Here is a 14,940-nt window from a genome sequence, read left to right on the forward strand (position 1 = left end):
GCGGGGTTTCTTTTTTGTGTGTATTTTGTTTTGGGTTGGGGCTGCGCCCGATCCGACCGGCTGGGGGTTTCACCCCCAGACCCCCAAGGTATTTGAGGCCCAAAGAAACTTCAGACCGGCAGCTTTGCCTTGCGCAGATAGGGAAGAACCGTATCGATCTTGCCGTATTTGGCGATGGCATCTGCATCGCTGACCGATGTCGGCACAATCACATCCTGGCCCACGGTCCAGTTCGCCGGAGTTGCCACGTTTTCGCGCGCCGAGGTCTGCAGCGCATCCAGCGCCCGAAGCACTTCGGCAAAGTTGCGACCTACGGTCATTGGATAGGTCATCGACAGCTTCAGCTTCTTGTCCGGTCCGATGATGAACACCACGCGCACAGTGGCACTGTCTGCCGGGGTGCGGCCATCGGGCAGCGCGTATTCGGCGGGCAACATGTCGAACGCCTTGGCCACGGTGAGGTCTTCATCCGCAATGATCGGAAACCCGGCCTTGGAGCCGGAGGTCGATTCAATATCGCCCTTCCACTTCTTGTGATCCTCGACACCATCGACGGAAATGCCCATCACCTTGGTGCCGCGCTTTTCCCATTCATCGGCCAGTTGCGCGACCGCACCGAACTCGGTGGTGCAGACAGGGGTAAAGTCCTTGGGGTGCGAAAACAGGATGGCCCAGCTGTCGCCGATCCAGTCATGCAACTGAAGTGTGCCCTGATCGGTTTCGACGGTCAGGTTGGGGATGTCGTCATTGATACGCAGGCCCATGTTTGCCTCCTTCTGGGATGTGACGTTTGAGCGGAACATAGGCAGCACGCCGGTCAGTTACACCCCCTTGCGAGCGAAACCCGGGGGTGACACAGTGTCGTCTGGAATGCTCTGAGGGGAGATAATCAGATGATCGAGAAACGCCAATTCTACATCAACGGTGCATGGGCCGATCCCATCGAAGGACGCGATCATCATGTCATTGATCCGTCCACCGAAGAGCCCTGCGCGGTGATTTCCCTGGGTGGTCAGGCCGATACGGATGCCGCCGTTGCCGCCGCCAAGGCGGCCTTCCCGTCCTGGATGGCGACCCCACCTTCCGAGCGGATCGCGCTGGTCGAGAACCTGCTCGAGATCTACAAATCCCGCGGCGATGAAATGGCCCAGGCCATAAGTGTCGAGATGGGCGCGCCCATCGACATGTCCCGCTCAAGCCAGGTGGGGGCGGGCACATGGCACCTCCAGAATTTCATCGACGCCGCCAAATCGTTCGAGTTCGACCGCCCGCTGAACGACCACAGCCCCAAGGACCGTATCATCTACGAAGCCGTGGGTGTCTGCGCGTTGATCACGCCGTGGAACTGGCCGATGAACCAGGTCACGCTCAAGGTCGGCGCTGCCGCCATCGCCGGCTGCACGATGGTGCTCAAGCCGTCCGAGGAAAGCCCGCTCGACGCGATGCTCTTTGCCGAGATGATGCACGAAGCTGGTTTCCCGCCGGGCGTTTTCAACCTTGTGAACGGTGACGGCGCGGGTGTCGGGTCGCAGCTTTCCGCACATGAAGATGTCGACATGGTCAGCTTCACAGGCTCCAGCCGCGCGGGCAAGCTGATCTCCAAGGCGGCCGCAGATACGCTCAAGCGCGTGCATCTGGAACTGGGCGGCAAGGGGGCCAACCTGATCTTTGCCGATGCCGATGAAAAGGCGATCAAGCGGGGCGTGCTGCACATGATGCAGAATACCGGCCAGTCCTGCAACGCGCCCTCGCGCATGATGGTCGAGTCGTCGATCTATGACGAGACCGTCGATCAGGCTGGCGAGATCGCAGCCAAAGTCAGCGTCGGTCCTGCCTCCGCCGAAGGGCGTCACATCGGTCCGGTTGTCAACGCCACCCAATGGCAGAAGATTCAGGATCTGATCCAGCAAGGCATCGACGAAGGCGCGCGTCTTGTGACAGGGGGTCTTGGCCGCCCGGAAGGCCTGAACAAGGGCTTTTATGTCCGCCCGACCGTGTTTGCCGACGTGACCAACGACATGACCATCGCCCGCGAGGAAATCTTTGGCCCGGTCCTGTCGATCATGAAGTTCGACACCGAGGAAGAGGCGGTCCGCATCGCCAATGACACGCCTTACGGACTGACAAATTATGTCCAAAGCACGGACGGCGCGCGCCGCAATCGGCTGGCCCGTCAACTGCGCTCCGGCATGGTTGAAATGAATGGCGAAAGCCGCTCTGCCGGATCACCCTTTGGCGGCATGAAGCAGTCCGGCAATGGGCGCGAAGGCGGCGTCTGGGGGATTGAAGACTTCCTCGAGGTCAAAGCCGTCGCAGGCTGGGCCGCAGAATAGAACCACTTGGGGCAGGGGCGGTGGTCCCCTGCTTCTTCTTTTTCCAAATATGCAAAAAGCACGGCCAACGGCTGCGCACCAATGACGTTCAATAGCGTCGGGCACGTCTCAGAATGGAGCTTTGACGCGAAACTTCATCCCCAAACCTCCATCCGGATGGCGCAGACGCAGTTCTTCGGCATGCAACATCATGCGCGGATAGGTGATCGCGGTGTCCGGTGCATAAAGCGGATCGCCAAGAATCGGATGGCCAAGCGCCAGCATATGCACCCGCAATTGATGGCTTCGTCCGGTGTGCGGAAAAAGCTGCACCCGACTTTCATCATCGGACGCCTTCATGACGCGCCAATCCGTGACGGCAGACTTACCCGTCTCGTGATCGACTTTTTGCAGCGGGCGATTGGGCCAGTCGACAATCAGGGGAAGATCGACAGTGCCCGTTTTCGGCGAAAGACGCCCGGCAATCCGCGCGACATAGGTCTTCTTTGTCTGACGCTTCTCGAATTGCAGGCCAAGGTGACGCTGCGCATGCGGCGTCAAGGCAAAGATCATCACACCTGACGTGTCGCGATCCAGTCTGTGGACCAGCAGCACCTGCGGATAGGCCACCTCAAGACGCGCAATCAGACAATCCGCCAGTTCGGCCGCTTTGCCGGGGACCGACAGAAGACCCGCCGGTTTGTTGACGGCAAGGATCTCGTGGTCCTCGTGCAGGATGTCCAAAGGGGTGTCAGGCGGAAGGTAATCACTCATTCCCCCCGTCTACGCAGCTAGCCTCACCGCGACAAGGCACAGGATTTTCGTACGAAAATCCTGCCCCACCAGAAACTTCGTACGAAGTTTCTGACTACAGCTTCGTCCGTTCCGCTTTTGGATCATAGAGCGGCCTGAGCGACGCTTCGGCCGTCACGCGCGTCCCGGCGATATCAATCTCGAACCGCGATGCCAAAAGCTGATCGGGCGTCTCGCTGACGCAGGGGACATACCCAAGACCAATCGCCGCCCCAAGGTGATGTCCATAGGCACCAGAGCTCAGATGGCTGACGATCTGCCCGTCTCTGAGGATGGGTTCGTTGTGATAGAGCAAGGGTTCGGGATCGGTCAATTTGAACTGTACCAGCCGGGATCCGAGCCCCTCGTCCTGTTTGCGCAACACTGCATCGCGCCCGATAAAGTCGGGCTTGTCTGTCTTCACGGCAAAACCAAGCCCCGCTTCAAGAACATGATCCTCGCAAGTGATGTCGTGGCCGAAATGGCGGAAGCCTTTTTCGATGCGGCAAGTGTCCATCATGTGCATGCCACACAAGGTCAGCCCGAATTCCTGACCGGCCTCGAACACGGTGTCAAACACATGGCACGCCTGATCGGCCGAGATATAGATCTCCCAGCCCAACTCGCCGACATAAGACACCCGGTGTACCCGTGCGATGCCCAGGCCTATCTCGATTTCCTGCGCAGTTCCGAACGGGTTGGCGTCATTCGAGAAATCATCCGGCGACACCGCCTGCAGGACCTTTCGCGCATTCGGCCCCATCACCGCCAGCACACCTTCGCCTGCCGTCACATCGGTGATCACCACATGCATGTCGCCCACATGACGCTGCAACCACGTCTGATCTGCCGCCCGCGTCGCGGCGGGGGTGACCACGAGATAGCAGGTTTCGGAGAGGCGCGTGACGGTCACATCCGCCTCGATCCCGCCGCGTGTGTTCAGGAACTGCGTATAGACGATCTTGCCCACGGGCACCGACATGTCGGCACCGCAGATATGGTTCAGAAACGCCTCCGCCTCCGGGCCTTCGACCCGCAGTTTGCCGAAGGACGACATGTCATAAAGCCCGACATTTTCGCGGATCGCCTTGTGTTCGCGCGCAACGTTGTCAAAGAAATTCTGCCGCTTCCAGCTATAGGCGTATTCCGGGGTCTGGCCCTCGGTTGCGTACCAGTTGGCGCGCTCCCACCCGGCGATTTCCCCCATGACGGCACCCCGTTCCAGAAGCTCCTGATGAAACGGCGTCCGACGCACACCGCGTGCGGTGGCCTTTTGCCGGTAGGGGTAGTGGTCGGCGTACAGCAATCCAAGCGTCTCGGTCACACGCTCCTTGAGATAGCGGCGGTTGCGCTGGAAGGGCTGTGCGCGGGCGATGTCCACGTCACCGAGATCGAACGGTTTTGCTCCGTCCTCCATCCATTGCGCCAGCGCCATCCCGGCACCGCCCGCCGACTGGATACCAATGGAGTTGAACCCGGCGGCGACCCACACATTGTCCATCTCGCGCGCTTGGCCAAGGTAATAGGCGTTGTCCGGGGTAAAGCTTTCCGGGCCGTTGAAGAAGGTGTGAATCCCCGCCTCGGCCAGCATCGGCATGCGGTTCACCGCCGCTTCGAGGATCGGTTCGAAATGGTCGAAATCCTCGGGCAGCTGGTCGAATTCAAAGCTTTCGGGAATGCCGCCCAGCGCCCAGGGTTTCGAGACAGGCTCAAACGCGCCCAGCATCATCTTGCCGGCGTCTTCCTTGTAATAAGCGCATTCATCCGGCACCCGCAGCACTGGCAGAGCCTCCAGCCCGGGGATGGGTTCGGAGACGATGTAGAAATGCTCGCAGGCTTGAAGCGGGACATTGACCCCCAGCATCCGCCCCACCTCGCGGCCCCACATGCCGGCGCAGTTGACGACATGGTCACAGGTGATCGTGCCTGTACTGCCGTCTTCCGACGCCCAATCAACAGTGGTGATCCGCCGTCCGTCGCGGGAAATCCCCGTGGCCTTGACGCGTTCGACGATCTGCGCCCCGCGTTGACGCGCGCCCTTGGCCATCGCAAGCGCGACATTGGCCGGATCACCCTGACCGTCGCTGGGCAGGTAGACGCCGCCCACGACATCGCTGGTGTTGAGATGAGGGTATTTGGTCTTGATCTCGGCCGTGTCGATTTCCTCGGCGGGCACACCAAAGGCGCGCGCCATGGCGGCGCTGCGGCGCAACTCTTCGTGCCGTTCACCGGTCAGTGCGACCGAGATCGACCCGACCTGTCGAAATCCCGTGGCAACACCGGTTTCCGCTTCGATGGTGGAGTAAAGATCAGCGGTGTATTTCGCGAGCTTCGTCATGTTCGACGAGGCCCGCAATTGCCCGATCAACCCGGCAGCGTGCCATGTCGTGCCAGAGGTCAACTGCTTGCGTTCCAGCAGTACCACATCCGTCCAGCCCAGCTTGGTCAGGTGATAGGCGACGGAACAGCCGACGACACCACCACCGATGATGACGGCGCGGGCATGTGTTGGGAGGGTCATGGAAGGTCTCCTTGGAGATGGGTCGAGATGCCTGATGCCGCGCTGCTTGGCAAAGCGGGCGTTTGCATATTTGGAAAAAGAAGAAGCAGAGACGCGCGCATTCCCGGTCAGGTCTCGGCAAACCGCCGGGCAAGCTCGGTGATGTGGGCCGGGCCCGTTTCACAGCACCCGCCGAGGATCGTCGCCCCGTGATCAACCCAGATCGCGGCCTGATCTGAATAGGCCTCCGGCCCCATGTCGCGGCGCGCGCTGAGCGCATCGACCGTTGGTTTGTCCTGCAGGAACTCCTTGGTGATCGTCGTGAACGCGTTGGCATAGGCTCCCACCGGTTTGCCGCTGGCCTTGAGGATGTCGATGGCATGAGGCATCGCCTCGGGGGCGGAGCAATTGGCAAGCAGGGCAGCCGCGCCGGTGGACAGCGCCACAGCCTCGGCCAAAGGCTCTCCTGACCGCAGACGCGTGCCATCCGTGTCATCCACGGTGAAGGCGATCCAGACCGGTTTGCCATGGCCCAAGGCGCCTTCAAGCGCGGCGCGGGTTTGCGCCAGTGAGGCCACCGTTTCGATCAAGAGCAGATCACAATCAGGTGCCAGCAATTCCGCCACTTCGGCATAAAGCCGCACCGCTTCGTCATGTGGCGGCTGTACATCGGCGCGATAGGATGCGCCCAGCGGCCCAATGCTGCCAGCGATTTGTCCCGATCCATGCGATTCCCGCGCGGCCAGCGCCATGTCGAGCGCGGTGCGGTGCAGCGCCTCGAACCGGTCGTCCAAACCGGTGCCCGCCAGCCTGTCTCGGTGGATCGCGTAGGTGTTGGCCGTGGCGATATTTGCACCGGCGGCGAAGTAATCGGCGTGTATGTCCCGCACCAGATGCGGCATGTCGATCATGACCTGCGTCGCCCAGAGCGAGGTTGGTTTGGCACCGGAGCGATGGACAAGTTCCTGACCCATTCCACCGTCCAGAATCGTGATCGTCATGCGCGCAGCCTTTCGTTTTTCGGATCCCAGAGGGGTTCATCCTTCTGGACCACCGCCTTGCGCATTTCGCCGTAGATGTCGATCTCAAGCTCGGTGCCCGGCACCGCCAGATCGGCGCGCAGCATGCCAAGTGCAATCGAGGCATTTACCCGGTAGCCCCAGTCGCCACTGGTGGTTTCGCCGACGACCTGTCCGTCATGCCAGAGCGTCGACATGTAAGGCGCATCATGGTTACCCGCATCGACGATCAGGGTGACAAAGCGTTTGGTCACGCCCTGCTGTTTTTCGCTCTGAAGTGCTGCCTTGCCGGGGAAGTCCTGCGGCTTGCCGAGTTTGACGAAACGGTCCAGCCCACCTTGCAGCATGCTGTAATCCGTCGACAGATCGCCCTTCCACGCGCGGTATCCCTTTTCGATGCGCAGCGCGTTCAGCGCGTACATGCCAAAGGGTTTTGCACCGGCATCAAGGATGGAGTCGTAGATCGCGGGCGCATCGTCGGTCAGGCAATGCACCTCCCAGCCCAGTTCACCCGCAAAAGACACGCGCAGAAGAACGCAAGACGCGCCGCAGACCTGCGCTTCCTGATAGGACAGCCATGGCAGGCTCAGGTCGCCATCGGTGAGCGGGGTCAGCATGTCGCGCGCCTTGGGGCCGGTCACGAGGAAACATTCGTATTTCGTTGTGCGGTCATGGACCTCCACCCCCTCTGGCAGGTTGCGCATCAGCACATCGCGATCGTGCCATTGCGCGACGGCAGCGGTGATGAGCCAGATCGCCTCATCGTTTTGCGGGATCACCGACATCTCGGTCACGATGCGACCCCGGTCATCGGGGAAATAGGCCAGACCAACGCGCCCCGGTTTTGGCAGGGACGAACAGGTGAGCGCATCGACATGGTCGCGCGCTCCGGGTCCCTCGACCGACAGGCGGGTGAAGCCGGAAATGGCGATCACACCAGCCGCGTCGCGCACCGCTTCGCATTCTTCCTTGATGCGCTGCTGCCAGGGGCCGGACCGCGCCCATGTCTGGGTCGCGTCCTTGGAGGTGTCGTCGCCCGGCTGCGCGAACCAGTTGGCGCGCTCCCAGCCGTTATAAGCCCCCATCACACCGCCTGCCGCGATGATCTTGTCATGCACCGCCGACAGCTTCTTGTCGCGTCCCGCAGGCCAGGCGTGGCGCGGGAAATGCATGGCGTATTCATGGCCATACACCTCGATCGCTTTTTGGGTACAGTAATCGGCATCCGTGTAATCGGTATAGCGGCGCGGATCGACCGCCCACATATCCCATTCGGTCTGGCCTTCGGTCACCCATTCGGCCAGCACCTTGCCCGCGCCGCCGCCTTGCGTGATGCCGAAGGTGAAAACACAGGCCTCGAACGCGTTGGGCACGCCGGGCATCGGACCCAGCAGGGGCAGGCCGTCAGGCGCATAGGGGATCGGGCCGTTGATGACCCGGCCGACACCGGAGGCACCAAGGATCGGCACGCGGGCCATCGCGTCCTCGATATACCATTCGAGCCGTTCCAGATCGTCGGGATAAAGCTGAAAGCTGAAATCCTCCGGCATCGGATCGTCTGGTGTCACCCAATGCGCCTTGCAGTTCCTTTCGTACGGTCCAAGGTTCAGACCGTACTTTTCCTGCCGCAGGTAGTAGCTGCTGTCCACGTCCCGCAGCAGCGGCAGCTTGCCGTTTTCCTTGGACCACGCCTCAAGCTCGGCCACGGGTTCGGTCAGGAAAAACTGATGCGACATGACGGTCATCGGCACGGTGCGCCCGCCATAAGGCTTGAACCATTCTCCGACGCGCTGGGCGTAGTAGCCTGCGGCGTTGACCACCTTTTCGCAGGTGATGTCGCCCTTGTCGGTGTGCACGATCCACTCATCGCCTTTGCGCGACACACCGGTGGCCGGACAGAACCGTTCGATCTTTGCACCCATCTGGCGCGCGCCCTTGGCCAGCGCCTGTGTCAGCTGCGCCGGGTCGATATCGCCATCGTCGGGGTCATACAAGGCACCCGCCAAATCGTGGGTTTCGATGAAGGGATAACGCTGCTTGATGTCCGCGACCGACATCATCTCCAGATCAAGCCCCTGATACCGACCCATCGCGCGGGCGCGTTCGAATTCCTGCATCCGTTCCTTGGTATGGCCCAGACGGATCGACCCGGTGACGTGGTAGTTCATCGGGTAATCCACCTCGTCCGCCAGGGTGCGATACAGCGACAAAGAATAGCGCTGCATGTTCATCACCGCCCAACTGGTGGAAAAGCTTGGACAGTTCCCGGCGGCGTGCCATGTCGATCCGGCGGTCAGCTCGTTTTTCTCCAGCAGCACGCAGTCCCAACCCGCCTTGGCGATGTGATAGGCGCAGGACGCGCCGACGACGCCACCGCCGATGATGACGACACGAGTGGTGGTGGGGAAATCGGACATGGGTGGTCTCCTCAGTTCCATGCAAGGCGCAGTGCAAGCCCGCCGAAGACGAGTGCGGAAAGCTTGTTGATCCAGCCAGAAGCGCGCTGGATACGGGCGGCGGCCAGTCCGGCAAAGCCGCCCAGCACGCAGTAGACCGTCAGTTCCCCGACGGCGAGCAGCGTGCCGAGGATCAGGATCTGCTGCCACACCGGGCCGATGGCGGGGTTGGCGAATTGTGGCAGGAAGGCCAACACGAAGAGGCCTACCTTGGGGTTCAGGATATTGGTCAGGAAACCGCGCCGGAACGCGCGCCAGGTGTCGCTGCGGCCTTCGCGGCGGGCAGTTTCGGACGTGTCTGTCCATGTATGATACGCAAGCCAGAGCAGATAGGCCGCGCCCGCATAGCGCAGGGCGTCGTAGGCGATGGGATAAGTGAGCAATAGCACCGCAAGACCCGCCGCCGCGATCACCACATGCCCCATCACGCCCAGCCCAATCCCCGCCGCCGCCGCCATGCCGGACCGCGCGCCTCCGCGCATCCCGCTGGCCAGCGTGAACATCATGTCGGCACCGGGCGTGATGTAGAGCACCAGCGCCGCCCCCATGAAGGTGACGTAGGTCCAAAGCGGAATGGCAAGAGCCAGGTCGAACATTGCGTCAGTCCTCGCGCTGGGGGTCGGTGGGGTTGATAGCGTAGTAATCCCCCTTGGTTCTCGTGTGGATATGGCCCCGCAGGGTCAGACCGGTAGGGCCGTCGACGGAGCCGGTCGAGAAACAGATGAAGGGCTCATCGACATGCGACCAGAACAGCGCCGATCCACAGGTCGGGCAGAACCCGCGCCGTGCCTTTTCGGAGGATTGGAACCACCGCACCTCACCCTGGATCTCAAGCGTGCCGTCGGGCACATAGGACGACGCCCAGACATGACCCGACTGCTTGCGGCACTGGGTGCAGTGACAGGCGGCAGGGGCTCCGGCATCGCCATGGGCGGTATAGGTGACAGCCCCGCAGAGGCAGCTTCCGGTCAGGCTCATCTTGAAAATCCCGGCAAAGACGATGCGCCAAGAGCGACACCGTAAACGATGAAACACACCGCAAGAACACGGCGCACAACCGCATTTGCGATGGCGCTGAAAGCAGCCCGCCCCAGCCCTGCGCCAAGCGCGGTGTAAGTGACATAGCTGGCGGCGGTGATGGTCAGCGCGGTGGGAACGATCACCCACATCTGCTGGGCGATGGGCACGTCCGGCATGACGAACTGTGAAAAGGCGGCAAGGTATCCTGCCACGCTCTTGGGGTTGATCGTCGAAATGGCAAAGGCGCGACCGTAGATCGAACCAGAGGTCACGTCATGCCCCTCCAGTGGGGTCCGCGCATTGAACCAGGCGCGGATGCCAAGCCAGATCAGAAACCCGGCGCCGATGATCTTGGCAATCAGAAAAGCCGTCGGCGACGTGGTCAAGAGCGCGGTGATTCCAACGGCCGACAGGAACAGGAACAGCAGCGCCTGCGTGAGAATCGCCAGAACGCCCCAAAGCGACTTCACGAAACCATGCGTCATGCCGTTCTGGATGCAGTTGACGGCATTGGGACCGGGAGAGGTCACGAAAACCACCCAGAACAGTGCGAAAATGGTCCAGCCTTCAAATGTCATCAATACACCGGTGGTGCGATGACCCAGATCGCTTTGGCAGGGGTATCATAAGGGTTGCTCCATTCGAACGGTTCACCCTTGATCCTGAAACTGTCACCAGCTGTCAGGGTGAATTTGCGATCACTGATGATCAGGTCGAGCTTTCCGGACAGGATATAGCCTACTTCTTGCGTGGGTCGGCTCACAACCTCGCCGATGCGGCTGTGGGGTTGGAAGGTGGAATGCACCACTTCAAAATCATCCGACAGATCCGGGGACAGTAGTTCTTCGACAAGCCCGGACTCTCCGCTGCCGATAGGGCGCCGCGCGCCCGCTCGAACAACATACCCCGCCTCGAGCGCCGCAGCTTGTGGGGTGCCGAACAACAACGACACGGGGACATCGAACAGTCTTGCAATATGGCGCAGGTCGGTGATCGAGGGCTCGGACAAATCGCGCTCGATCTGGCTGACCCAGCCGACCGACCGCCCCATCCGATCCGCGATGTCCTGCAAGGTCAGTCCACGCGCCTTGCGCAGCGCCCGAAGGTCGGCGCCAAGCGTCTTGCTGTGAAGAACCGGATCGTGTTGCACGACTCGCCCATGAAAATTCCTGCTAGAATTTCATGCCACGGTTTGGTGAAAAAACCAAAGGAATTTTCACGCCGAAAACCCATTCGCACTGTCTCGTTGTAGCGTGACGCTAAGTTTTTCAGTGAATTACATTAAGTTTTTCAGCAACCGAGTTTTACCAGTTAGTGCTCAGCGGTCCTTAAATGGTGGCTATCCTTTGACAGCCGCGTCGTCGTCGAAACCAAATGCAGTCCGAGGATTCAAATGAACCGTTGAACGGTCCTTTAAACCGCCCTCAAAAGGTAGCTTCATCTCCGCTTGGCGTGGGTCGGCCTTTCCCTTACTTCGCCTAGGCGCAGACGCTGGTCCTGTTCTACGCGCAATGTGTGCCATGTTGGGGAGCACAGGACGGAAACCCTCTTCGTACCATTCTTCTATCGAAACGACCTGCAGCCGAGGATACTGGCTGCTTCCAATCGAGAAAAAACCTGCGCTTGCCGCGTTGGATCGCATGTCTCGTGTCGGACGCTTAAGGCAGATAAACAGTCCTCCTTCAGCCTTCTCTCTTTCTAGAACACCCCTGAAATCACGCACATCAGATACACCGACGTTCTTGCCGCCTTTCACTGACGTTAGAATTCGCCCAAAACCACGACCAGGACCGCCAGGGAAGAAAATTTCACCGTCGATGCCTTGATCCCGACCACGTCGAACTTCTTTCAATTGTTGAACGCCAACGAGGTAATTTGCCCACCACTGGAACTGATATTTATCCCTCTCTGCGAGACGTACAGCACTGGCGACATCGTTTGGGCGTCCGCCTAGTTCGTAATCTCGATCTGGCTTGATGCCGAAGGTCGCTTCCAGTCTGTCAGAAATCACTTCTATCGCATGATATGCGACATCTATTCCGATCCATTTCCTGCCCAGATTTTGGGCTGCGTGAACTGTCGTTCCGCAGCCGCAAAAGGGATCAAGCACGACGTCATTAGGATTAGTTGATGCTTCCAGAATTCGCTCAAGGAGAGCGACCGGCTTCTGGGTTGGGTAGCCAATGCGTTCCTTGCCCACATTGTGGACCGGACGGATGTCGTCGATGATGTCCTGAACCGGCATACCAGGCAACTCATCAAGATAACGCTTCTTCTGTGGCATGCCGCCCTGCTTTTTTGGCCAATGGATCAGTCCAGCCGCATCCATCTCATCGAGAACATCAATCGGTACCGCCCAGTGACGGCCCTTCGCAGTAACGTCTATTCCTTTCCAAGGCAAACCCGACGACCCGTTTCTGGTTCCTGAGCCGGTCAGATCCCCTCTACGCCATCTTCTCCCATCGGCATCGGCGTGTGTGAAAAATGCTTCGATATATGTTTCATCATACGCTTGGTTAGCTCTGTTCCAACGAAACTTCGTACCAGCGGAATAGAACAAGATCACGTCGTGAATCGGTCCCCATCGCTTGGCGCTGGAATGCGCGCTGGTCCGTTTCCAGATCACTTCGTTCCGGAACCTGTCAGGCCCAAAAATGCCGTCCAGAATGATCTTGAGATAGTGGCTCGCAGTTGGGTCACAGTGCAGGTACAGCGACCCCGTCGGTTTAAGGACCCGTCGAAGCTCATGAAGCCTCACTGCCATCATCACCAAGTAAGCCATGAGGTCGCTTCGACCCAAGGCCGTATGCAACGCATTCACGAAGCTGGCCAAACTACCGCCGATCCTCGCTGTTTCGGCGAATGCCCACTCTGCCTCTTGATCCCAAAACCAAGTATCACGGAAAGCTTCAGCCTGCGCCGACGCGATCTTTTCGTCTGGTGATTGAAACAGTACGTTGTAACGTGCGTCGCTATTGAACGGAGGATCCAAGTAAACAAGATCGACACTCTCGTCGGCGATCTGTTCTCGCATCACTTGAAGATTGTCACCAAAATAGAGTTTGTTCACTGCTCTTCTCCACCCCCAGGTGGCCGCGCGACGATGCACGGAAGAAGGTCAAACGAATCAGGCTTTTCTTCGAATTCGTTGATCCAACAGCATCTTTCGTCGAGCATTGTCGCAGGAGTGCAACGCGTGTTGTGTATCAGGAGTGGGCCACGTCAAGATGTAGCAATACGCAGGCATCTTTAGATGGGGCTTGAAGAAGCCAGCCTGCCTAACCCTTTTCGACGTGTTTTCGAATTTTCTCAAGTTCTTCGGCGATATGATGCGGCCCCTTTGAGACGGCGCCGCCGCGGAAACCATCTAACGCGCTGAATGTATACTTGAGAACTTCGCGCTCGCTTGATCCTGGCAAGTGAGCCCAACTGACCTCTGCTGAAAAGACGGTGTCGTGGACATCTCTTCCCATCACAACCTGCATCGCTAACTCGGAGCCTGGAGGCAACAATGACACGCTGCGCTCCATGTTTTCGCCATCCTTGGGAGTGCCATCGGCCTTAGGTAATGGGGGCGAGACTTTCAGTTTGATATCAAAGGCGGTTCCATTGCCGCTGTTTTTTAATTTTAGGTTCAAGGCGTGCGCTGAGACCTCACTAGATTCAAGTGCGCAAACTACGAATGGCTGCGAAGTCATCTTGGCAAGAACAGAAGTTTCATCGGCCAAAACTCGGGTAACGCGCCAGAGTGCGATTGTCGCGAAAGCTATGATTACCGTCGCAACTAATTGCGCTAAGGTAAGAACGTTGCCAGGCGAAGTGACCCAATCAATCCAATTTTCCATCATTTGTCTTTCCTAATTCAAAACTTCAAAATCTGCTTGTCCTCAGAGTATGGTGCTCACTGGCAGGAACGATAGCCAACACTTGGCTTGGTGAATACATGAATTACAGAGGAGCAGGTTGAAGTGGCGTTTCAAAGTTCAGCACCACCAGCTCCCTGACCTTGCCGCTCCCAGCCGCCTGCTTGGCGACGGAATAGGTGGTGTTGACCTCCATCATCTCGAACGCCGCGAACAGCTCCCGCACCTCGGGCGTGTCGTTAATCGACATGATGAACCGACCGTTGATCGCCGTCAGTTGCTCGGCCATAGCCTCGAAACTCGCGCGTGAGAACATGTCCTTGCCGTAGTCAGTCTCGCAGTTCCAGTAGGGCGGATCGAGATAGAACAGGGTGCCAGCGCTGTCATAGCGCCGGATGAAGTCCGCATAGTCCAGGCATTCGATCACCACGCCTGCCATCCGGACATGCAAGTCCTCGAGCATCGGCTCCAGCGTCGTGAGGTTAAACCGGCCCGGCCGATCCTTGGACACCCCGAAATTGCGCCCGGAAATCTTGCCACCGAACGCCGTGCGTTGAAGGTAAAGGAACCGCGCGGCGCGTTCTAGATCAGTCAGCGTGGTCGGGTCCGTGTCCACCAGGCGGTTGAATTCGGAGCGTGTGGTGAGCTGGAAGCGCAGCACTTCAAGAAACTGCGGATAGTGCCGCTGAAGGATCCGGAAGAGGTTGCTGACATCCCGGCCGAGATCGTTGATCACCTCGGATTTCGGACGCGTGGTGCGGCGCAGAAAGATGCCTCCCATCCCTACAAACGGCTCGGCATAGGTGGTGCACTGTTGTGCGTCGATCAGAGGGATAAGAACCTTGGCGAGGTTCTTCTTGCCGCCAAGGTAAGGTGCGACGGGATTTGTCGGCGTAACGGATTGCATATTGTGGGGCACGGCAGAATCAGTCCATGAGGGCCACGCTCGATCGAGCAGAGGGCGGCCTTGATGCCTTT

Annotated in this window: 13 protein-coding genes; 1 reads left to right on the forward strand and 12 read right to left on the reverse strand. The window is 59.3% G+C overall.

Annotated elements, in window-relative coordinates; genetic code table 11:
- Positions 1-110 precede the first annotated feature (110 nt).
- Entirely contained in the window at positions 111-764 is a 654-nt protein-coding gene (locus ACTIEN_RS10820; RefSeq protein ID WP_439523146.1) for a peroxiredoxin, read from the reverse strand.
- 129 nt (positions 765-893) lie between these two features.
- On the opposite strand from ACTIEN_RS10820, the gene ACTIEN_RS10825 reads away from it, so the two are divergent.
- Entirely contained in the window at positions 894-2,333 is a 1,440-nt protein-coding gene (locus ACTIEN_RS10825; protein WP_439523147.1) for an aldehyde dehydrogenase family protein, read from the forward strand.
- A 108-nt stretch (positions 2,334-2,441) separates the two neighbouring features.
- On the opposite strand, the gene ACTIEN_RS10830 is transcribed toward ACTIEN_RS10825, so the two are convergent.
- From ACTIEN_RS10830 to ACTIEN_RS10880, 11 genes are all read right to left on the reverse strand, one after another.
- The gene (locus ACTIEN_RS10830; RefSeq protein WP_439523148.1) at positions 2,442-3,086 is read right to left on the reverse strand and encodes an RluA family pseudouridine synthase; all 645 of its coding nucleotides are present in this window, start codon (positions 3,084-3,086) and stop codon (positions 2,442-2,444) included.
- Between the two features lie 94 nt (positions 3,087-3,180).
- The gene (locus ACTIEN_RS10835) at positions 3,181-5,625 is read right to left on the reverse strand and encodes a GcvT family protein (RefSeq protein ID WP_439523149.1); all 2,445 of its coding nucleotides are present in this window, start codon (positions 5,623-5,625) and stop codon (positions 3,181-3,183) included.
- A gap of 107 nt (positions 5,626-5,732) precedes the next feature.
- Complete coding sequence (locus ACTIEN_RS10840) at positions 5,733-6,605, reverse strand: homocysteine S-methyltransferase family protein (protein WP_439523150.1); 873 nt, start codon at positions 6,603-6,605, stop codon at positions 5,733-5,735.
- The gene (locus tag ACTIEN_RS10845) at positions 6,602-9,040 is read right to left on the reverse strand and encodes a GcvT family protein (RefSeq protein WP_439523151.1); all 2,439 of its coding nucleotides are present in this window, start codon (positions 9,038-9,040) and stop codon (positions 6,602-6,604) included. Before ACTIEN_RS10845 ends, ACTIEN_RS10840 begins: the two co-directional genes overlap by 4 nt.
- A gap of 11 nt (positions 9,041-9,051) precedes the next feature.
- On the reverse strand, positions 9,052-9,675 hold the full coding sequence (locus ACTIEN_RS10850; RefSeq protein WP_439523152.1) for a LysE family translocator: 624 nt from the start codon (positions 9,673-9,675) through the stop codon (positions 9,052-9,054).
- 4 nt (positions 9,676-9,679) lie between these two features.
- Positions 9,680-10,057: a GFA family protein gene (locus tag ACTIEN_RS10855; RefSeq protein WP_439523153.1), complete on the reverse strand. Its 378-nt coding sequence runs from the start codon at positions 10,055-10,057 to the stop codon at positions 9,680-9,682.
- Positions 10,054-10,677, reverse strand: a complete 624-nt coding sequence (locus tag ACTIEN_RS10860; RefSeq protein ID WP_439523154.1) for a LysE family translocator — start codon at positions 10,675-10,677, stop codon at positions 10,054-10,056. Before ACTIEN_RS10860 ends, ACTIEN_RS10855 begins: the two co-directional genes overlap by 4 nt.
- Positions 10,677-11,249: a helix-turn-helix domain-containing protein gene (locus ACTIEN_RS10865; protein ID WP_439523155.1), complete on the reverse strand. Its 573-nt coding sequence runs from the start codon at positions 11,247-11,249 to the stop codon at positions 10,677-10,679. Before ACTIEN_RS10865 ends, ACTIEN_RS10860 begins: the two co-directional genes overlap by 1 nt.
- Positions 11,250-11,438: 189 nt before the next feature.
- Positions 11,439-13,169, reverse strand: coding sequence for a DNA methyltransferase (locus tag ACTIEN_RS10870; RefSeq protein ID WP_439523156.1), 1,731 nt, complete (start codon positions 13,167-13,169; stop codon positions 11,439-11,441).
- A gap of 208 nt (positions 13,170-13,377) precedes the next feature.
- Complete coding sequence (locus ACTIEN_RS10875; RefSeq protein ID WP_439523157.1) at positions 13,378-13,947, reverse strand: hypothetical protein; 570 nt, start codon at positions 13,945-13,947, stop codon at positions 13,378-13,380.
- 100 nt (positions 13,948-14,047) lie between these two features.
- The gene (locus ACTIEN_RS10880) at positions 14,048-14,869 is read right to left on the reverse strand and encodes a DNA adenine methylase (RefSeq protein ID WP_439523263.1); all 822 of its coding nucleotides are present in this window, start codon (positions 14,867-14,869) and stop codon (positions 14,048-14,050) included.
- Positions 14,870-14,940: the final 71 nt, after the last annotated feature.

The organism is Marivita sp. (genome assembly GCF_051859345.1).
In the GTDB taxonomy this organism is placed as follows: Bacteria; Pseudomonadota; Alphaproteobacteria; order Rhodobacterales; family Rhodobacteraceae; genus Marivita.